Annotated in this window: 19 protein-coding genes; all 19 read left to right on the top strand. The window is 62.5% G+C overall.

The window, feature by feature from the left end:
- Nucleotide 1 precedes the first annotated feature (1 nt).
- Complete coding sequence (locus ACIG5A_RS21165; protein ID WP_397242467.1) at nt 2–3,361, top strand: glycoside hydrolase family protein; 3,360 nt, start codon at nt 2–4, stop codon at nt 3,359–3,361.
- Between the two features lie 29 nt (nt 3,362–3,390).
- Nucleotides 3,391–4,269 carry a phage tail protein gene (locus ACIG5A_RS21160; RefSeq protein WP_397242465.1) on the top strand — a complete coding sequence of 293 codons (879 nt, stop codon included), beginning with the start codon at nt 3,391–3,393 and terminating at the stop codon, nt 4,267–4,269.
- On the top strand, nt 4,266–5,909 hold the full coding sequence (locus ACIG5A_RS21155) for a phage tail protein (protein ID WP_397242463.1): 1,644 nt from the start codon (nt 4,266–4,268) through the stop codon (nt 5,907–5,909). Before ACIG5A_RS21160 ends, ACIG5A_RS21155 begins: the two co-directional genes overlap by 4 nt.
- A 34-nt stretch (nt 5,910–5,943) precedes the next feature.
- The gene (locus ACIG5A_RS21150) at nt 5,944–6,381 is read left to right on the top strand and encodes a DUF2744 domain-containing protein (protein ID WP_397242461.1); all 438 of its coding nucleotides are present in this window, start codon (nt 5,944–5,946) and stop codon (nt 6,379–6,381) included.
- The gene (locus ACIG5A_RS21145) at nt 6,378–7,991 is read left to right on the top strand and encodes a hypothetical protein (RefSeq protein ID WP_397242459.1); all 1,614 of its coding nucleotides are present in this window, start codon (nt 6,378–6,380) and stop codon (nt 7,989–7,991) included. The genes ACIG5A_RS21150 and ACIG5A_RS21145 overlap by 4 nt, the downstream gene beginning before the upstream one ends.
- On the top strand, nt 7,988–8,206 hold the full coding sequence (locus ACIG5A_RS21140; protein WP_397242457.1) for a hypothetical protein: 219 nt from the start codon (nt 7,988–7,990) through the stop codon (nt 8,204–8,206). The genes ACIG5A_RS21145 and ACIG5A_RS21140 overlap by 4 nt, the downstream gene beginning before the upstream one ends.
- Complete coding sequence (locus ACIG5A_RS21135; protein WP_397242455.1) at nt 8,203–8,532, top strand: hypothetical protein; 330 nt, start codon at nt 8,203–8,205, stop codon at nt 8,530–8,532. Before ACIG5A_RS21140 ends, ACIG5A_RS21135 begins: the two co-directional genes overlap by 4 nt.
- A gap of 44 nt (nt 8,533–8,576) precedes the next feature.
- Nucleotides 8,577–8,939 (top strand): hypothetical protein, encoded by a 363-nt coding sequence (locus ACIG5A_RS21130; RefSeq protein ID WP_397242453.1) that lies wholly within the window; start codon nt 8,577–8,579, stop codon nt 8,937–8,939.
- A gap of 31 nt (nt 8,940–8,970) precedes the next feature.
- On the top strand, nt 8,971–10,143 hold the full coding sequence (locus tag ACIG5A_RS21125) for a hypothetical protein (RefSeq protein ID WP_397242451.1): 1,173 nt from the start codon (nt 8,971–8,973) through the stop codon (nt 10,141–10,143).
- Between the two features lie 56 nt (nt 10,144–10,199).
- A complete protein-coding gene (locus tag ACIG5A_RS21120; protein ID WP_397242449.1) occupies nt 10,200–11,402 on the top strand; it encodes a hypothetical protein in 1,203 nt (400 codons plus the stop codon).
- Between the two features lie 167 nt (nt 11,403–11,569).
- Nucleotides 11,570–15,232 carry a hypothetical protein gene (locus ACIG5A_RS21115; RefSeq protein WP_397242447.1) on the top strand — a complete coding sequence of 1,221 codons (3,663 nt, stop codon included), beginning with the start codon at nt 11,570–11,572 and terminating at the stop codon, nt 15,230–15,232.
- On the top strand, nt 15,229–16,089 hold the full coding sequence (locus tag ACIG5A_RS21110; protein WP_397242445.1) for an immunity 49 family protein: 861 nt from the start codon (nt 15,229–15,231) through the stop codon (nt 16,087–16,089). The genes ACIG5A_RS21115 and ACIG5A_RS21110 overlap by 4 nt, the downstream gene beginning before the upstream one ends.
- 107 nt (nt 16,090–16,196) lie before the next feature.
- The gene (locus ACIG5A_RS21105; RefSeq protein WP_397242443.1) at nt 16,197–16,724 is read left to right on the top strand and encodes a hypothetical protein; all 528 of its coding nucleotides are present in this window, start codon (nt 16,197–16,199) and stop codon (nt 16,722–16,724) included.
- A gap of 139 nt (nt 16,725–16,863) precedes the next feature.
- Complete coding sequence (locus ACIG5A_RS21100) at nt 16,864–17,754, top strand: DUF6881 domain-containing protein (RefSeq protein WP_397242441.1); 891 nt, start codon at nt 16,864–16,866, stop codon at nt 17,752–17,754.
- Nucleotides 17,755–17,946: 192 nt separating this feature from the next.
- Nucleotides 17,947–18,555: a hypothetical protein gene (locus ACIG5A_RS21095; RefSeq protein WP_397242439.1), complete on the top strand. Its 609-nt coding sequence runs from the start codon at nt 17,947–17,949 to the stop codon at nt 18,553–18,555.
- A gap of 21 nt (nt 18,556–18,576) precedes the next feature.
- The gene (locus tag ACIG5A_RS21090; protein ID WP_397242437.1) at nt 18,577–19,014 is read left to right on the top strand and encodes a hypothetical protein; all 438 of its coding nucleotides are present in this window, start codon (nt 18,577–18,579) and stop codon (nt 19,012–19,014) included.
- A 37-nt stretch (nt 19,015–19,051) separates the two neighbouring features.
- The gene (locus ACIG5A_RS21085) at nt 19,052–19,675 is read left to right on the top strand and encodes a hypothetical protein (protein ID WP_397242435.1); all 624 of its coding nucleotides are present in this window, start codon (nt 19,052–19,054) and stop codon (nt 19,673–19,675) included.
- Nucleotides 19,676–19,802: 127 nt separating this feature from the next.
- The gene (locus ACIG5A_RS21080; RefSeq protein ID WP_397242433.1) at nt 19,803–20,093 is read left to right on the top strand and encodes a hypothetical protein; all 291 of its coding nucleotides are present in this window, start codon (nt 19,803–19,805) and stop codon (nt 20,091–20,093) included.
- Complete coding sequence (locus tag ACIG5A_RS21075) at nt 20,054–20,470, top strand: DUF5361 domain-containing protein (RefSeq protein WP_397242431.1); 417 nt, start codon at nt 20,054–20,056, stop codon at nt 20,468–20,470. Before ACIG5A_RS21080 ends, ACIG5A_RS21075 begins: the two co-directional genes overlap by 40 nt.
- Nucleotides 20,471–20,474: the final 4 nt, after the last annotated feature.

Below are 20,474 nucleotides of genomic sequence, written 5' to 3'. Positions count from 1 at the left end.
CATGGCGGATAACAACGGTACGCCGGATCCCGGCAAGATCATGGCGACCATCCAGCCGAAGCTGATGGACGGCTTCCGTGACGCGGTGCAGTCTCAGCTGAACGCCGTCGGTTCGACGTTCGAGGCGGATGTGCGGCTCGATACCACCAAGGCGCACGCGCAATTACGGCAGCTGCAGGCGGCCACCAACGAGCTCAGTGTCGGCATCGATACGAGTCACGCCGTCGCGCAACTCAGAGCGCTGTCGTCCATGCTCGACGAGGTAAGTATCAAGGCGCGCACCGCGATTCCGACGCAGTACGCCGTCGATGGATCACCCACAGCGCCTTTCGCGCAGGCAAGGGCCCTCGGCGGCGCAATCCAAGGGCCCGGCGGTCCGCGGGACGACATGATTCCCGCTTGGCTGTCCAACGGGGAGTACGTCGTGAACGCCGCGGCGACCGCGGCGAATCGTCCACTCCTGGAGGCAATCAACAGCGGCGCGGCGAAATTCGCCGACGGCGGGATGGTCGAATTCAAGTCCAACCCTCCGATCGACCAATCGATCGCCGCCTCGATGATTGCCTTGGTCAAGGAGAAGTTTCCGAATTTGCCTGTCAGCAGCGACTTTCGGGAAGGCGCGAGCGACTGGCACGGTAAGGGCCGGGCCGTCGACTTCTCGAATACCCCTGGTGGCAGGGACGCCAAAGACACACCCGAGATGAACGCTCTGGCGAACTTCATCGCCGACAACTTCAAGGGGCAGACGCACGAACTCATCCATGATCCGTTCGACCGCAATATCAAACAGGGGGAGTTCGTCGGCGACGGGAAGAGCTTCTACGGCGAAGGCATGATGGCCGACCACCGCAACCACGTGCACTGGGCGGCAACTGGACCGGTCACCGCTCCCGGTGGGGCGCAGGCCCCCGCAGCGCCCGCACCGAATCCACCGACGGAAGCGCCTAAAGAGGGCAAACCTGTCGAGCAGAAGCCGGATATAGGGACGGGAGCCAATCCTGGTGCACCGAAACAGGTGCCTGCCGCTCCCGCCGCTACCGCACCCGCATCGAGTTTCCGGACCAGCCAGAACGGCCGCGAATTCATCAAAGCGCACGAGGGCAACGGCAAGCCTGGGCGACCGTTCTACGCCTACCAGGACGATGGACAGTTCCACGCCTGGACCATTGGTTATGGCCATACCGGCGACGACTTCGAGCACAATGTCGACTACAAGATCACATCTGAGCAGGCCGACGAGTTCCTGCAGAAGGACCTTGTCCGGTTCGAGGCCGCGGTCAAAGACAACATCACGGTGCCGCTCAACCAGAATCAGTTCGACGCACTGGTGTCCTTCGCCTACAACCTCGGTGGTGGATGGCTGCTCGAGTCCAAGTCCGACCTCACCAAGGCGCTGAACCGAGGTGATTACGAGGGCGCGAAAAAGGAGTTCATGGGGTTCGAGCTGAAGCAGCGCCGAGCGGATGAAGCGGCGTTGTTCGGCACCCCTGTCGAGGCGGGCGGTCAACCGGCCGCTGCCGCACCGGCGCCGCCTGCCGCGCCCGAAAAGACCGCACCGGATGCGAAACTGCGGGGGAAGAACCTGAAGCCGCTCGAACGCAGCGGCCAGCCAACCGATCCGCCGCTCGGTGAACCGAAAAAGGATGAGCCCGCCGCAGGTCCGACAGGCATGGCGCCGGCCTCCGAGTTCAGCGCCAGTTCCAAACTCGTCGATCTGCTGAAGGGCTTCGAAGGCAACGGCAAACCGGGTCGCCCGTTCTACGCCTACACCGATACCAACGGAATCTGGACCATCGGCTACGGCCACACCGGAAACGATGTGCCGCACGATACCGAAGCCAAGATCACTCCGGAACAGGCCGAAGAGTACCTGCGCAGCGACACCGGCTGGGCGCAGGACGCGGTGCGCACCAAGGTGAAGGTGCCGATCAACCAGAACCAGTTCGACGCCATGGTCAGCTTCACCTACAACCTCGGCGCGGGCGGCTTCGGTGGATCCGATGTGCTCGCCAGGCTGAACGAAGGCGATTACGCGGGCGCTCAGGAGAAGTTCGGGCTGTTCGTCAACGATTCGAACGGTCGCGTCGAGGGACTGGTGAAGCGGCGCCAGGCAGAGGCGGATCTGTTCGGCAGCGCCGTTGTTGTCGCCGGCGACGCGCCACCCGCGCCGAATCCCGCGCCGCCCGCGCCTGCCGCCAACCCGGCTCCGTCGGCGCCCGCTGAGAAGCCGGTGGAAAAGGGCGCACCGCAGGCGAATCCAGCTCCGACCGGTTCGATCGGCGACGCCATCGTGGCGGCCGCACGTAGCCAGCTCAACGTCGACTATGCCTGGGGTGGCGGTGGACTCGATGGGCCGAGCCTGGGGACAACCGACAACGGCGGTGACGCAGACCGGAACCGGGACTTCGAGAAGACCGGTTTCGACTGCTCACACCTTGTCGAGTACGCCGTGTGGCAGGGTACGGGCAAGAAGATCGATCTCCGCCCCAACACCGTCAATCAGCTTGCGCAGTCGCGGGATTGGGCGGTCTCGATGGATGAGCTGCAGCCGGGCGACGTGATCTTCGGCGAATTCGGCCCCAACGGTCCGATGCATGTGGGCATCGTCGCGAGCGACACTGCGAATATCATCGACGCACCCGAATCGGGCAAGAAGATCCGAGAAGCCAAGCGATGGGGCGGATTCGACAAGCCTGCCCGCCCCGCCAAAGCTGTCCAGTTGGCCGACGGCGGCTTTGTTTCCGGTCCCGGTGGCCCACGTGAGGACAAGATCCCAGCACTACTGTCCAACGGTGAGTTCGTGATCAACGCGGCAGCCACTCAAGTGCACCGGCCGGTGCTCGAAGCGATCAACAGCGGTGACGTGGCGCGCCGTGCCGACGGTGGACCGGTCTACTCGAGCTGGTCGCAGCTTGCTTCCGCGGAGGCGAAGAAGGGCTTCCTCAACCTCTTTCCCGGCCTGGACAAGGAAAAGGCCGGGACGGCGGGCACATTGGAGAACGGCATCGGCAAATTCGGCGATGTGGTCGGCGCGTTCATCGGCGGAAACGCCAAGGATGCGCTCGGCTTGGTCGGCGCTGATTCGATTCCCTACGCGTTTCAGGCCCAAGCCCAGGCGACGAACACCATCAACAGCGCGTTGGCGAAGAAGGCTGCCGACGACGCCGCCAACCTGGCGGCGGTCAATCAGCAGCAGACGGTGGTGGAACGCCCCAGCGGTGCCCAGCAGGGTGGGGCACCCGGTGTGGTCGACCAGTCGATGGTCATCAACATCTCCACCCCCGACGTGGATACCGCATTCCAGAAGGCGAAGACGTTCGAGGCACAGCGGGCGCTGACCTATACCGGCCGCTGGACCTAATCTCAACAATCGAACAGAGGTGAAGTGACGTGGCCGAGGCCGCACTCATCGAAGTGGATGGCGTCGACGGGTCCCACTGGACGCTCTCCGGCGCAGGACAGGCCGCCGAGGGCGTCGAGTTGGCCAGCGCGCCGACCGGGCTGTACGACGCGCCGGTGAAGACCATCTGGAATTCGTCCGCTTTCCAGATCGGCGCCACCTACGGTGGCACGAATTGGCAGAAGCGGGACGTCGTCTTCGGTGTCAACATCTTCGAAACAGATTCGGCCAGTTGGGAATCGGTCGATTCGGCTTGGCGCAAGGCCTGGGCATACGACCGCGACTCGCGCCTGACGATCACGACCGAATATGGTTCGCGCACTCTGCATCTGCGCATGGCCGAGCAGCCGGAGTTCAAACCCAAGCTCGATCCGCATCTGAAGCAGTGGGGGCAGGTCGTGATGACTTGCACCGCGGGCGTGCCATGGTGGGTCGAAGCCGATGTGACGGCGACGGCGACGACCACCACCGACACGCAGGCCGCGGGCCGGTCCGAAACGTTGTGGTTGACGGTGTCGAATCCGACGGACCAGCCGTTGTGGCTGCGCTGGGTCGCGACCGCGCCGGGTGTGTGGACGCTTCCCGACTTCTCCTGGAAGAACGACGACTTCAAGAACCGAGTCATCACGCTGCCGACATTGGTTGCCGGGCAGCACGTTACGGTCGACACGGATCCGATGCAGGAGATGATCGTCGCGGCCGACAACACCTCGGTGTGGGCGCGGATGAACGGCAAGATGTTCCTGCACTCGGTGCCGCCGTGGACCCCGCCGACGAAGGTGCCGGTGACGGTGACGGGTGCGCCTGCCGGTGCGAAGGTCCAGGTGCGCTGTCCGCGCAACTGGTCGCGTCCGTGGGGGTTGCAGTGACGACCGACCTGGAGGTTGTCTACCGCGACGCGGTGGCGGCGCGAAAAGAACGCAAGGACCTGCGAATTCAGCCGCCGCTCATCCGGCTGTGGGATGGCGATTGGAACCTGCGCGGCATCTGCCGCGCCGAGTACGCCGCCGACTTCAAGTGGCTGCTCAACGAATCGGGCACCGGTCTGCTGGAGTTGCCCGCCGACCACTACCTCGCCAAATGGGTGATGGACGCACGCCATCGGACAACACAGAACGTGCACATCACGGTGGACAAGGACGGCGCCCGTTGGGGCGGCCGAATGAAGACCGCCACATTGCGCAAGACCGAGACCGGATTACACACCGTCGCAATCCAATTCATGCACGACTACCACGAGCTGAAGTTCATCCAGGCATGGAGCAACCCGTTTCTGCCCGCGGCCATTCAGTTTCCGCGGGTGTTCATGCTGGCGGGCCCGTCCCGCTGGTGTCTCAAGCTGGCGCTGTTCCTCAACGTCCTGCGCAAGGAGGCAAGCCTGTGGGCGCTGCCGGATGATCCGCTCGATCCGGCGCAGTGGTTCAACCTGGATCAGTCGACGTGGTCGATGGTGGTGGCGCCCAATGACTTCCTGTCCGACACCTCGGTCTGGACGGTGCTGTCCTCGCGCTGGAAGACCTGGCACGACATGGCCGCACCCACCTTGGACGACGCACAGCTCATGGTCACTTGCCGCCGCTATCTCGACGGCGACCCACCGCCCTGGCCCGGCGCGAACCTGCGGCACGGCTGCCTGATCTTCGACATCGTCGACAAGTCGGGGTTCTATGACGGGACTTCGCAAGGCGGCTCGGTGCTCGACGGTCTCCTGCACACATTCCAGAAGTTCACCAAGGACTTCCTGGAGCAGGACGAGAAGGAACTACCGAATCCCAATGCCCCGGCCGAATACAAGGAACCCGGCTGGTTGGGGACGCTGCCGAGCAGCCCGTGGGTGGTCTATCGCGAGTCGGAGTACACCGGCATCCAGACGTCCGAATTCACCATATCGCCCGCCACCGCGGTGCAGATCAATACCGGTGGCCACAGTGCGTACGGTGTCAACGAGGGCATCTCGGCGGCGGTGAACATCGCGGGCGACCTGATGGCCAATGCGATTCTCGGTGTCACCGGCGTTCCGCTCGGCGGTGCCATCGACGCGTTCCTCAAGCCACTGTATCGCGACACCATTCTCGCCTGGCTGTCGTTCAAATCCCCGCAGCGCGCCCCGCGAATGGGGTGGTCGCACTACTTCGAATACTTCCAGAAGGGCGCCGAATCGGGCTACTCGCTGTCCGGTCTGGTGGCGTTGCGTGCGGGCTTGTGGGCGACTCGGTCGTTCACCAGCCACAAGCTCACCGTCGCCGACGGGGCGCCGTACCTGATCGGGGAGAACGGCCAGGGCCATTTCTTCCTCGGTGACCGGGTCGGCGCGACCATCGCGGGCATGCCGTCGGGACAGATTTTCGTCGATCAGGTGACCGCGCTCGAGCTTTCATGGCGGCGCGGCGTGACGCCCGCGTGGTCGATCACCATCGGCGACGACAAGGCGCTCGAAGAGCCGGTGTCGCGCGGCTTGCGGCATATCCAGTCCATCATGAGCGACCTGCAAGAACTCGGCGTCATGTAAACCAGCGCAGCACAATTCGAGACGGAGACAATCGATGGCGCTTCCATTGCAGCACGAATGCGATCAAAACGATCCGCACGAGGCATTCGTCTGGGCACTGGTCGGTTTGCCCGGCCCGCGCAACGGGCCGCTGCTGCTGCCGCCCCAGGTGCTCGGCCAATGGTCCAAACACCTGTGGGACTTGGGCTTTCGGCACTATCCCGAGGATCAGACATTGGAATATCAACCGGCGGGCCGCGATGGTGAGCACTGGCTCGGCCAAGCGGGACGATGGGTGCCGATCGGCACACCGCCGCCGGTCGAGGTGACCACACCCTCGATCGCGGATATGTCGATCGATGAACGCCGTGAGCTGGTGCGGCAGTTGCGGGAGTCCGGCGAGCTGTCGCATCTGGTCGACGCGCGCGAGCTGGAACCCGATGTGGCGCAGGAGGGTACGTTCGAGCCCGGCGCGTCCGAGGCAACCCCGTGACCTCACCGAACCGCGAACTGCCGAAGGGTTCCTATACGGGCCGGACCGGCGAGCAGAACATCGGCGGCCTTTCGAAGGTCACCAAGGAAAACGCCATGGCGTCGATGCGCGCCGATGTCCTCAAGTCCTACAACCCCGTTCAGGTCAACATGGGCCTGGTGATGCAGGCAGGGCTGGAGATGTTCGTCGCGAACATCTGCGACGCTGTCACCGGAGCCACCGGCGGCCTGATCAACCTTTCGGGCTGGGCGAAGGTGCTGCGTGACGACGCCGACCGCGCGATGCGCAACGCACGCAACGCACAGCAGTCCGCGGACACCGCGCAGCAGACCGCCGACGGCCAGACACCGGTCATCAAGGCGACGAATTCGCGCGTTCAGGTGGTGGTGGACGGACTTCCGGTGCGGCCGTACTGGCAGACGATGAATCTGACCGAGGAGTCGTCGTTTCCGCGTACCCTGCTGCACACCGCGCTGTGGAGCGTCGCGTCCGGGGCGATCGCCGGGTGGGATCTGCTCACCTTCCCCGCGGGCAACGGAGTCGCGAACCTGTGGTGGCTGCTCACCCCGAGATACACGCCGCCGGCGAATTCGATGGAGGGCGCGTTCATCCGTTGTCTGTACGACGGCGGCCGCCGGGTTGTCACCTATATCCCCGACGACGTGAGCAGCCCGTGTGAGCTGTACGTGGTGGTCGGCCGGATGCTGAACACCGGCGACGTCAAGATCGAATGGGTGTCGGACAACCAGACACCGCTGATCACCAACTCACGATTCGAACGGTCGATACAGCTGCCCGCCGACATCATCTTCGCGACCGGCGAGACCGCCTTCGTCGGCATCCACCAGCGCGGCAGCGGCAATCCTCGTCAGCTGCTCGGTATTCCGTCGGTCGATATCCCTCGGTCGCCGGAAGTGTGGCCGCCGCAGATCAAGTCGAACTTCGCCAGTGCGGCGGCACTGACCGCCGGAACCGTCATCGCCGGCAGCAGCCTGCGATTCACTTCGGTGTACACGCCTTACGTTTCGATCGGCAAGGCGCTCGTCACCGGGGACCCGATGAAGCTGATCTTCTTCGAGGACTTCGAGGAGGGGATGCCGGAATCGCTGGTCCGGATGTCGGCCCGATACGCCACCGTCGAGGACGGCGTATTCGTCGCCTACGGCGGCGACGATGGTCTGCGCCGGTACATCTACGGCCGCAGCCTCAACTACGACGACCAGATCGTGACCGGTCGCCTGCGATATCCGACAACCAGGGCCGCTTGGCTGGTCGTGCGCTCCGATGTGACCAATCAAAGTTATGTCGCAATGGGCGCGGGCAGTGACGGTTTCGCCATCTGGCGAGTCACCGGCAGCGACACCTTCACTCCGCTCGTGAGTGCGGACGCGAATGTCGCCGACAACACCGAAATTCGAATCAAGGCGATCGGCAACGTTTTCACGGCCGAGAAGAAAGTCGACGGGGCCTGGGTACAGGTTCTGTCCTACACCGACCAGACCAACGTCTTGCCCAAGGGGCCCGCCTATCGCTACGTCGGCCTCGGAACCCAGCGTGCCAGCTGGGTCAACGGCGGCGGTTGGGGTGACTGGAGAGCAGAGGATCTATGACCACCCTCGTAACGATCGACGGCCACGAGCTGTCGCTGACCCTGACCAACGGGCTGCTGACGGTGTCCACCGACAGCGGCGCAGGCCCGATCCCGCGCGGCAGCCTGTTCCTCGGCGACCTGGAACCGGTTGCCGAGCCCGTCTTCATCGAGCCCGATGCGCACGAACCCCCGGTCGAAGTGATCGGTGTGGCGCAGGTGGCAGGAGCATCATGACCGAACAGAAACAGCTCGGGTACGACCCGAGCAACCGAACTCTGGTGCTGTCCAAGGGCGCCGACTTCGTGCACACCGTCGCGCTCGCCGACGGCGGGGTCTTCCCGACCGGCTCCGTCGTGCGAATCGTATTGCTCGACGCTACGGAGACCGTGCTCGACACATGGAACGCGGCGATCGCCCAAGGCGAGGCGCGGTTCGTCATCCAAGCCGAGCTGGCCGACTTGATCCCCGCGGGCGCGAAATACCGCCTGTACGTGTCCTATCCGACCACACCCACCACCGAATATCTGTGGTTCTACGGCGTCGTCCGCCGCAAGCAGTAATCAATCCCGTTGCTGCTCAATCTCTCTCGTTTCAGGAGTTCATCATGGCTATCGCTGTTGCCGCCACCCGTCAGGTGCTGGCCGACGCCTACAAGACCATCGCCGGCGCCTCGGGCGCGTACGTGAGCGTGCACAAGGCCGATCCGGGTGTGGACGGCTCGAACGAAGCATCCGGTGGCGCACCGGCATACGCCCGCAAGCAGACCACGTGGACCTCGGGCACCGGCGGTGTCATCAACGGCTCCCAGGTCACCATCGACCTCCCCCCGGGCACCTACACCCATGTCGGCCTGTGGAAGACCGCCACCGGCGGTGTCGCCGACTTCATCGACAAGGTCGCGATCAGCTCGACCACGCTCGGTGGACAGAGCCAGCTGCTGATCACCCCGACCTTCACCCAGTCCTGATCGGAGTGCCGGGGTGGCCGCACATTCCTTGGTGCGAGCCGCGGCGCCGACCCCGTCGGTGAATCGCTCGCCAGCACCGAAAAGCACTGTGTTCCAGGCATTCACGCCTGCGACGGCGACTTCCGTCGTCGACGACGAAGTTCCGCTGATCCGGCCGTATCTCGTTGCGACGTTCGGCGGGTCGGCGACCATGTCGGCCGAACCCGGTGGCGCCCGTATCGAACCAGCCATGGTCGCCAACGGTCGAGGCCGGTTGTCGATCACCGAATCGGCCCGAGGCGCAGTGGTTTCCGGCGCCGACGCGGAGGGCATCGCAGCCACGCAAGTGGCCATCAGGTCGGGACGTGCCCTGGTACCGGCCGCGCTGGGCGGATCGGGCGCGGTGACATGCGCGATTTCCGGCGTGCGGCCACTGGCCGCCGCGGGGTCCGACGGCGCGCTGGCGGCGTCGTCGGCGGTTGTCTCCGCAATCGACGTCGGGTTCGGCTCGGACGGTCATTACTCGGCTGTGCCGCCGCAAACCGCGAATCACACCGGCGATGGCGGGCTGACGACCTCGAACGCGGTGATCGGCAGTATCGCTGTTGCCGCACCGTTCTCCGGTGTGAGCGCTCTCGCGGGTCTGGTCACGACGCGAGCCTCACTGTCGGGCCAAGGCTCGCTCTCGGTCGCGGCGTCGCAGCCCGCAACTCTCACGGGCGCAGGAACCTTGGAGTCCGCGCTCTCCGCGCGTGTCAGATCGGAAGCGGGACACTCGGCCGCCGGAGCGCTGTCGGTAGCGACCGCGCTGAGCTTCAGACCGGCGCGGATGACGAAGAGCGGCGACTGGGCAAAGATGACCAATGCCTGGAAAACCATCCCCGGTTGGGTCGCCGATACCGGTTCGACCGTGTCCAACGACGGTTTGGTGGTCCAGGGGCCCAAGGCGGGTGCTTCCGTAAGCGCATCGATTGTCTTCACCGGCACTGGTGGATGGTCCGGCCATACGGTGACGCTGCGCCTGCTCGTCGGCAGCACGGTCGTGGTGACCGGAGCCGACACAGATGTCGCGACCAGTGGTGACACGACGGTGCAGATATCGAAAACCAACCTGGCCGTAGCCGCGGGCGATGTCGTCACGGTGCAAGTCAAGGGCGATGAGAGCGCGTCCGAGGACAACGCGAAAATCAACAGCAACGCCGCCTCTTACGTGCGAGTCATCTGACGTCTTCGGTCACGGAGTGCGTCCGTATCCAGCCGGATTCGACCAGGAGGGCGGCAATGGCCACTCAACTCGAGACAGTGATCGCTTTCCGGCCGACAACACCGATCACCGTCGCGGTTGCACCGAAAACCTCTATCGCACAGACGCATTCACCGGTCATACCCACGACCTTCGTCGGCGGGATAGTACCGGTGATCCGCCCCTATCTGATTGCTCGGTTCGGCGGATTCGCGGCGATCGCCGTGTTACTCGATGCCGTCCAGACAATGCTCGACGTGGGTACGGGAGGGATCGGCGCACTATCGGCATCCTGCTCATCGCGGCAGCCGACCCGGCCGGGCGCCGCGGGCATCGGCGCCCCCGGTGCCGGAGTCTCCGTGAAGTCCGGTCGTGTGCTCGTGGCCGCCGCGCTGAGCGGCGCTGGAGCGGCTGCCGGCGTGCTCAGGGCGATCGGCTCGGCCGCGACTGCCGGTGCGGAAGGTGCTGCAGGCACAGCCATTTCGGTAGTCACCACGGCCGAAGCGCTGTTCGGATCGGAAGGTCGCTATTCGGGGCTGGCACCGCTGACCGCCGACGGCGTCACGCATGGTGCACTGAGTATCGAGACCGGGGCCATAGGTGCTGTCTCCGTCCGTGCTGTTCAAGAAGGCGCAGGCCAACTTTCGGCCGCGTCGCTTTCCGGCGCGGATACGGTCGCCTCCGGTTCGGGTGCACTGTCGGTGACCGTTGCTCTGCCAGCCAAACTGTCCGGAGCCGGCACGTTGACGCACACTCACACCGCCCGCGCCAGCACGCCTGCCGCTCTCGCCGGTGCGGGCTCGCTGTCGTTGGATGTGCGAACAGACTTCTTGCCTTCGTCGATGACGAAAAATGGCACCTGGTCGGCGATGAACGCGACCTTCAAGCCCATCACCGGCTGGCTCGCCGACACGCAGGGATATCCGGGATCCACACTGTCCGGCGACGGCTTGGTCGTCCAAAAGCCGAAAACCAATGCCCTCCTTGATGCTTCGATCGTTCTCACCGGCCGCAACCGAGACGTCACAGTGACGCTCCAACTCCTGGTGAACAACAACGTCGTCGTGACAAACCTGGGCCAACCAGTGGGCGGCACCGGCACCACAACGGTTTCCGTCTCGACCACCCAGTCCGTCGCACAAGGCGACGTGATCACCCTGCAGGCAAAGAGCAGTCAGAACGTCACCGCCTTCAACCCGACCGCCACCACAAACCCCGCGTCGTACGTGCGCGTCGTCTGATCGATCGTTGATTCGTCCGACCCGACCCGCTGTCGGCGGTCGAAATAGCCGGACGCCCAGCGAATTACGCGTCCAAGTCTTTCCGTTGATACGCCAACCGTCGCCGCCGATTCGCCTGAATCGGCGGCGCGGCGGTTCGAGCTGCCAAATTTATGTGAGGTGTTCAAATGGCGACCGACACCGTTCGGCCCACCATCGATGATCCCGCCCCATGGGCTAGCAGTCGTACCGCAAATCTCTCCGCGATGTCGAAAAATGGCCTAGCGGATGGTTATTCGGCATCCGACGCCGCCCGCGGTGGTCGGGTCAGGAATTTCTATGGGATGACGGAGAAGTCGTCCGCGCAGCAGGTTGCACGGATCGACAACGGCTATCAGCTGATCGATTCGGCGGTTGCGAATTCGATGACTCTGTCGGAGGACCAGCCGATCAATACGATCCCGCAGGCCCAGTTCATCGGCGACCCGGTCACGACAACCCCGGCTGTCCCACCAAAGGTGGAGCAACCGGCTACGTCGGCGCCAACGGTGCCCGCGCAACCGAATCCGGTTCCGACTGCGCCGGCCGACCCGCAGGCCAAAGAGCGTGAGGCACAAGCCAAGAAAGAGGCGGAAGCCAGGAAGCGGAAGCAGGAGGCAGCCAAAGAGGCGGAAGCCAAGCAGCAGCGGACAGCGACCCAGCCGGGTGTGACGACTGAGCAGCCAGGCCCCTTGCTGCCCGCGAACGGTCAACCGCAGAATCAGGCAACCGCGGAGCCGGAGCTCAAAGAGGCCACCTACAAGGGGCCGACGATGTTCGACATCGGGAACGCCCCCGAAGGGCAGGCCGAGGATGTTCCATGGGTAACGCAGACCGAGTTGGGGACCGCGACCAGCAGGATTGTGCCGGGTACCGGCGGTCAGACGGTCGATACCACGATCGTCGGGCGCGACGGTAAGGAGATCACGCTCCGTCGGACAGCCAATGATTTGGGTGGCTACAACCTTTGGATGAATTCGGGCGGCACCATGTCCGTGGCCTATTCACCTGGCACGAACGGTGCAAAGGCCGGGGAGATACTGCAATACACAGTGGTTGCTGGCGATGATCCCTCTCGGCCATCGATCGTCTCGATTCTCCGCGACGGTGGGCTGACCACGGATTCGCTCGATACCAGAACTGGCACCATCTGGCGCACCACGCAACTGGACAACGGTGAGCAAGAAATCACGCAGCTGGAGGCCGATGATGTTCAGCGGTCGTACCGTACCTACACCGACGAGATGGGTAATCGGGGAACCAATTTAGTCGGTGAAAGACGAGCGGATACTACAGGGTGGTACGCAGGTACCGACGGTTTGACTCGCACTTACAACCCTGATCGCAGTATTGATATTTCCGGGATGGACAGTACCCGCACGCAGCAGGAACTGCATATCAATCCTAAGGGTCAGGTCAGTGGCACGCTGATAAATGACTTGAAGAACCGGTTCACCACGATCAACCTCACCGATGACGGCTCGTACGAGCAGACCCGTGACTTCTCCGGCAGAGTTCTGCACACCACCTCCCGGAACTTGAAGGGAGAGATCGTCCGCGAATTCTCCTACGACGACAAGGGGAAGCGGACAGAATTTCTGCGCAATAAAGACGGCAGTACGACATTCTTCCAGCCGGATGGCACCAAGATCCAAGTCAAAGACTATTGGCATTACACGGTTTGGAAAGTCGACGGATCGCACGAAGATTTCGACATAACTCCGAAGATTGATACAAGAAGCTCCGGCGAAAAGATTCTCGACGCGCTAGACAACTACAGGTCGGGAGCGTGGGAGCAAGCAAAGGGTCTTGGCGTAGGCCTTTTCACGATGAGCGGTGTCGGCTCGTATATCAACACGTTCGGCGGCTGGCTCGGGTACGAGCCGAATCTACCGTCGCTTTCGAAGGATCTGACGGGCCACGACCTGTTGCTGCCACCAACGATCAGCGCCGGCCTCGGTCTAGCCATCGGAATTGGTTCCGGTGTGATCGACAATGTCGTGTCGGATTTCAAATTGGCGATGACTGCTGGGAGGGCGACCGCAGGGTGGCTGACCGGACAGCAAAGCTTCGGCGATGCTACCCACGATATCTGGGGCGGTCTGCAGAGCAGTATCAACGCCCGCTCCAAGTTCCTGCTGATGACCGACCTAGAGGGATCCACCCGCCATCCCGCGCAAACCGCGGGTCAACTCACCGTCGGCGGGCTCACCTGGTTCATACCCGTCAAGGGGATCGGCCGAGGAGCAGGCACTGCCGCAAAGGCGAGTGCGGCGGCCGCAACCAAGGTGATGGAAGCCGCCAGCCGTGCGATTCGGCAATCCCGCGCCGGAACCGAAGCAGTCACAGAGGCCACCCGTGTCGCGCTCGCGGATGCCAGGCAGACCGCCGCACCAGGCCTACCTGCGGGGCGAAACTCGACACGTTTTCCGGTGTCCGCTCAGCCCGTTCCGGCAGTCGGTGAAGTTGGCGGAGTTGTGTCCACCGCGCCTGTGCATGCCGAGCAGGCGGGGAGCCGGCAGACCGCTCAGGAAAGTGCACGTCTTCATGCGACCAGGTTCGAGTCCTTGGCGGCGACATCTGGATTCGTCAGTGATGGCCTCGCGACCGTCAAGCTGATACCAGAATTTGCCAAGATTGGCTCAGAGGTACTCCGAGGCGTTCCCGATAAGCTTCGAGACGGTGTATATAAGAAAGTCGGAAGCCGCTCGAAACAGCTAGACGTGCTGTATCAAGCCACGATTGAATCGGTCATAAAAGAAGCCGCAAAGATTGAAAAGGGGATAAGGTCCGTCTCGGGGGCAGCCTTCGCTGAATCGATGGGACGGTTTGATCCTGGGTCACCTACTGTAGACGGATTGGCAACGAAATATCACGCAAACAAGCGTGGTGGGGGTGTTGATGCTCGTCAGGTTCCTCTTACCTACAGCGATTTCGCGAAGATGCCTCGCGAATTTCCAACGACTACCGAATATCAGACCTGGTTGGCGAATAATTATACCAAATATTTCGAGAAGTACTACACAAGTGATGGTCGTCGTTGGCGCGATAATATACCAGATCACACTGGAACGGTGCCGCCGCATCTAGTGCGGAAGTCGCCCAGTCATCCCTGGATTGAAGCGGATGCTGGTCCGAAACCGTTGAAGCCCGGATATCTTCCTGCGAAAACGAGTAACAGTTCGGGTGTGGATACGGGCTGGGGTGCTCGAAAGGTCTTGGATTACTATGCTCATACTCGACAAGCTTCGATTGATGCAGTTATGAAGGCTGAGAAAGCCAAGGCGGATGCAATTCTGAGAAATGAGCTGAGCCCCAGTGTGAGGAATATGAAGAAGGAGGCGGAAGCAAGAGACGCCTACAGTGCCGCGCAGGACAAGATGACGAAATACGCGGAACGGTATGGTGAGAAGGTGGGCAGGTTTGCGGCGCTTCCGGAAGTATTTCCGGACGTTGAATTGGTGGAGCTTGGTGGCCCAAAAAATGGCAATGGTCGATTCGATGAAGGCGGCTACGGGAAAGATGGCGAAGTGTATGTTGTTGAAGATAAGAGTGACATACGTACCCGCCTAGGATATCGGACGCTGGCGGATGGAACAAAAGTGCTCGAAGGCACGAGAGAGTACTTTTTCGAAATACTTCGTTTGATGAAGGAGCGGGGCGGACGTGACCTTAAATTCGCAGAGCGCGCCGAAGCGGCGTACGCGGTCGGCAAGCTCCACTACCTTGAGATCAGGGGGCGGAACGACTCGGGCAAGTATGCTGGCTACCAGGTGAAGGAATTCGACTTGAGCAAGGGGGGCATCCCGTGACCGTAACGGTCGCCCGGCATGGCACGCCTGGACCCGACGACCAGCGTCTCGTTGCGGACGCGGATACGGAGGCCTCGGCGTTCATCGCTTCGCTCGAGAAGTCGCCAGGCTTGATCGGCCGAGCCTTCGATCTCGCTGTGCGTCATGCACAGGCTCGGTGCCTAGTGGATCCGAACGCTGATCTGATCGAGACATGGCGCGCGGTGGTGACGGCTATGCAAACAGGATCGGCGTTGTTTGCCATGACGAGCGCCAGCGAGGACAGCGTTGTACGTCGCATCGGCGACAAGGTGCACACATTGCCTGTGACCGGACCGCAGGCGAGCGCCAACGTGGGAAACTGGCTCACTGCTTTCTACCTGGCCGCTGTTTGTCGTGAGCAGCAGCGTATTACCGCGCTCTGTGAGATTCCGGTGGATGCGTTGAGGTCGGCCAGTGCTGGAGCCGACGAATTCTTGTTTTTGTGGGTTGACGTACTCCAGGCGTTCTGGCTTGGGCGGGAAGGCCTGGCGGAGAAGCTGAGCGCCACGATTGCCGCATCTTTCCCCGAGGTGGTGCGCAATACTCCGCAGGTGGAGTTGCAGCTGATGCTCTACCCCCCGATAAACCTCCTCCACGCGCTGCTCTTCAAGGGGCCGGAGAGCTTCAACGAGGCGCTCGCGGAAGCGCTCGAGCTGCACCGGATCTACTGGACATCGGACGTGGAACGCCTCCATGATGTGGCAGGCAGCCTGGCGCTTGCACCGCTCGCTTTGGCGTGCTTCGCTTACGACACTGAGGTACCGGTCGAGGTCGAGTCGGACTACATGCCGGGAGCATTTCTGGATCGCTCCTGGCTGCTCGAGTTTCAAACCTAGGTACCGATATCGCAAGGCTTCCCGGATGTGAGGTTATGGAGATAGCGCCAGTCGCGTTCCAGACCGAATGGCTGGCCGCAGGAGATGGTGAATGACTGGAGTCTGACGTGGTGATCGATTGTGTTCGGTCGATTTTCGAGGGAGTCGTGGCGGACGGTCTCCGACGTGGCTCGGTACGCGGGGCGTCGGACCCGGAGATCGGTCGTTTTGCAGCGGCGCAGGGGCTGACCTCGGTGTCGGTGGCTGTCCGCGAGGTGCTGCGGTTGATCGGGGCTCAGCAAGGTTTGTGGTCAACTGGTAGCGACTTCGGAGTCATCGGTGTTGCTTCGGATGCGAAGAGCTGTACGGTAGAAGCGCTTTCGGCATTGGACAACGATTTCAAGGATCTGGCGGGGCTACTGGTGCTGAGTTCGCACCAGGGCTATGCCTATTACGTCATCGATGGTGCGGATCTCGGTTTGGATGATCCGCCGGTGTGGGACGTGGTCGCGGGAGAGAGTGCGGGCAATGGATGGCAGAGTGTGTCGTCGTGGTTTGCGGCGACCGCCCCCGACGTGGAGGATCTCCGGGATGTTATGGAGTCGATGGCGGAAATGGTAATCAACCGTCGTGGGCCGACGATATCGAGCCGCTGAGTTCCTGACCACAGGTGTGAACTAAATTGTCAATAAGCGCTGGCCTCGGGGAGAATTGTGCAAGGTAAGGATTTCATGTCCTTGTCTTATCATGTAGGGTATCAGCAGGTCACCGAGATCTCTTGGAGCGAGGCGAAAATTGCCAACTGATGACTTTGGAGACGGTGTTGAGTCGTTCGATGTTGCTCGACAGCAGGAGCTCATGGTAGAGGTCGCCGAAAATGCAGTTCAACGTGCTCCGGATAATTGGGTGAGCATTGATTTGACATACATTCTGGTTGGGCGGTCGATGGAATTCGAAGTGGCGGTCAACACTACTGACGGTCCGTACATGCAATTGGGTCGTATCGGCTTTCCTGACGCTGTTCAGCAGTTGCGGGATCTCATGTACGTTCCAGGGCAGGGTACTTGGTTCACGATGCAACTGCTGATCAATAGTGCCGGCGAAGTCAGCACCGTGTTCGGATACGAGCGGCCCGAGGATGAGGGACTGCTCGGGTTCGATCTCGAGCAGGACCTGCAGATGTATCCGCGTGATGTCGTGCCGCAATGGATGCTGGACGAGATTGCCGAGACTCGCCGATTGGTCGACGAGAACGGTCAGTTCGTGGGGATTCGTCCAACGGACCTCGACGACTCTGACGACGCGGATCTCGGTGAGATGGACGGTGTGCTCGAGCTCGAGGATCTGGCAGTAGATCGTGAACGTGCTGTGCTCCTTGCCGCTGATTTCACCCCGATGGAACCAGATATGTGGTACATCAAGGTCGTTCGCGAGTCCGGCTCGGCCACAGAGCCGCTCACGACGTTCAGCGAGGTTCGATCTGATGGTCGCGAGCGACGGAAGGTGAACGTCTTCCAAGACGGCAGCACTGGTTTCGCGAGTATCTCGGCCTACACCGACGGAACCGAACTGGATCGCACCCCGATCCTGTCAGCCGACGAAATTTCGCTTCGTCCAGGCCATGAAGCAACCAAGATCTCGCCTGCGGACTTCCAGGTGGAGTGGCTCGTGTCGGGCGGCTGGTAGTCGGCTTCGGTGGACGAAGAGCTCTGCGCGGCAGAACATTCCGAAAACTTGATCTTGCGTTAGGTGAAGCCTTCCTGTTAGGCTGAAGCCATCGGCGGAACTTGTACCCGCACTCACATACTCTCTCGAAAACCCAATCCCGTTGCCGGGGTTGGGTTTTTTCATGCCCACCTTCGGAGGCAACGAACATCCATGTCTGACAAGGAAATTGTCGAATCCGTCCAGTTCCCGAATCATCAGTCGCCGCCGGAGTACGTGCAAACCGATACCGGGCAGCTGGTTACGCCGCAGTTTCTCGCGTTCATCCAGCAGGCTTTGAGTGGGAAGCTCGCCGAATCCGAGGCTACCGCGGAGCTGGATCCCGAGGTGAAGGCGCTGGCCGAGGAGCTCTCGGTCATCCATTTGCCCGCCTGGCAGAGCAAGACCTCGCCGAAGACGGCGGAGGCGACGGTGACCGGGATCAAGCAGGCGACGCGGGTTGCCGAATATCTCGTAAAGCGTGGTGTGCGTGTGCATTCCGAGCTGGTGGAGATCCGCTGGGTGCCGACGCCGGGCGGTCAGCCCGGTGCGTTCGACACCGGAATGCACGTCACCAAGGACGACAACGGTGAATGGCCCGCGCTGGATCCGGAGGAGTTCTACGACCTGGAGGACATCAAGGTCAGCCAAACCGATGACGGCCTCTGGTACGCCGTGCATCCCCGCGGCCTGTCCTTCGAGGCCGCGACCAAGACCGAAGCCTATGCGGGACTTGTGGATCAGCTGCGTCAGCGGATCGCGCAAGCCCGGCAGGAGCAATAGCCACGAAAGGGTGGTAGCGCGATGACTGAACGAATCGTGTTCCCCGACATCGAGAAAACGCTGGTCGAATTCCTCACCACGGAACTCACCACGCTGCACGACACGGCGAAGGTGGTCACCAAGGTGCCCGATCCGCGTCCGGCGCGCATGGTGCGGGTGGTGCGCAACGACCGCAGGATCCGCATGGACCGCGAGGACCGTGAGGGCCGCCGCGGTGCGAGCCTGGCCATGGACCGTCCGCGCGTCGTCTTCGAATGCTCCGACGATTCCGGCTCTGGCGCTGAGCTTCTCGCGCTGGTCCGGGCGATCGTCACCGCGGCCGCGCCCGGCTACCTCGGCACCGTGTGGTGCGACTACATCGAGGATGCCGGCGAGGACAACATCACCGAAACGGCGACCGCGGCCCCTCGGCACGCGTTCATCGCCGACATGATCGTGCGAGGCAAAGTCCTCGCCTGACTCCCTTCCGGGAGCCACAACTGAATAACCCCATCCCATGGGCCTGCGCAACAATCCCAAGGGAGAAATCAAGATGGCTCTGCCTTCTAGCAAGTACATCGGCGCCGGCACTCCGGTCTCCGTTTCCGGTGGTGTGCTCGTCGCCCCGATCAACACCGTGCTTCCTGTCGGCGCGAGCGCCGCCCCGGCCGCCGGTTTCAAGCCCCTCGGCTACGTCTCCGAGGACGGCATCGAGTCCAAGGGCGAGCGCAAGATCGAGCAGATCAAGGACTGGAACGCCGACATCATCGCCAACCTGCAGACCGAGCACTCGGTCCGGTTCGGCCTCACCCTGTACGCGGTGTGGGACGAGGACGTCCTCAAGGAGGTCTTCGGCGATACCAACATCACCACCACCGCGGCCAGCGCCAGCAGCGGCAAGCTGTACACGGTCAAGGAGACCGGCACCGTGCTGCCGCGTCGCGCGTGGGTCTTCGACATGCTGAACGAGAGCAAGAAGCTGCGCATCGTGCTGCCGAACGCCTCGATCTCGCAGGTCCAGGAGCGCAAGTTCGTCTCGAACGAGCTGGCCGGCTTCACCATCACCGTCGAAGCGTTCAAGGACGACGCCGGCGTGAAGGCCTACCGCTACCTGGACGACGGCATCAAGACCGCGTCCTGATAGAGCCCCCAACGGCGGCGGGTCAAACACCTATGCGCAGGCCCGCCCGCCGCCGTTGGGCCCCTTCATTTTTCACCGAACAACAACCGCCTGCGTAAGCACATGTCATGAAAGGGTCTGCGAACCAATGACTTCCCCGAAAGCTCCGATCACCATCAACCGGCCCATCCAGGTGAAGGACGATTTCGTCACCACCGTGGACGGTGTCGAACTGCACCTGCCGTCGCTGTCCTACCTCAAGCCGGGCCTGATCCGCCGGATCCGCCGCCTCGGCGACGTCGACGCGATGTACACGCTGCTGGAACTGACGCTGCCGCCCGAGTCGCTCGCCGTCATGGACGAGATGGACCCGGAGGCGTACCACGAACTGCTCGATGCTTGGCGCACGCATTCGGGAGTCAACCTGGGGGAATCCTAAGCCTCGATGCTCTTCTCGAAGAGCATTGCGAGGCAATCGAATACGACCTGATCACCCTCGGCCTGCGACTGGCTCACCTCGGCACAGAGGCGCTCGGCTGGCACGAGCTGAAGGCGATCGTGAAATGGCTGCCCACCGAGTCCGCGCTGTATCGCGCGATGAATCCCGACGGCCACCGCTGGCAACTGGACCAGTACCTGCTCGCCGATATCACCGATTCCCTGCGCTGGCTCGTATGGGCGAAAACCGAAGATGCCAGGAACGGGCGCAACCGCCCCGAACTGGTGCCAAGGCCCGGCGTCAAGTCTGGTCGCGAGCGAGTCGGTACGGCGGTCGGCATCAACGAGATGAACGAGTTCCTCAGCTGGAGTGAGTAACTGA

The organism is Nocardia sp. NPDC052566 (assembly GCF_044547285.1).
GTDB lineage: Bacteria > Actinomycetota > Actinomycetes > Mycobacteriales > Mycobacteriaceae > Nocardia.
Note: the sequence above shows the minus strand (reverse complement) of the source record. Positions and strands in the feature narration are given on the sequence as shown.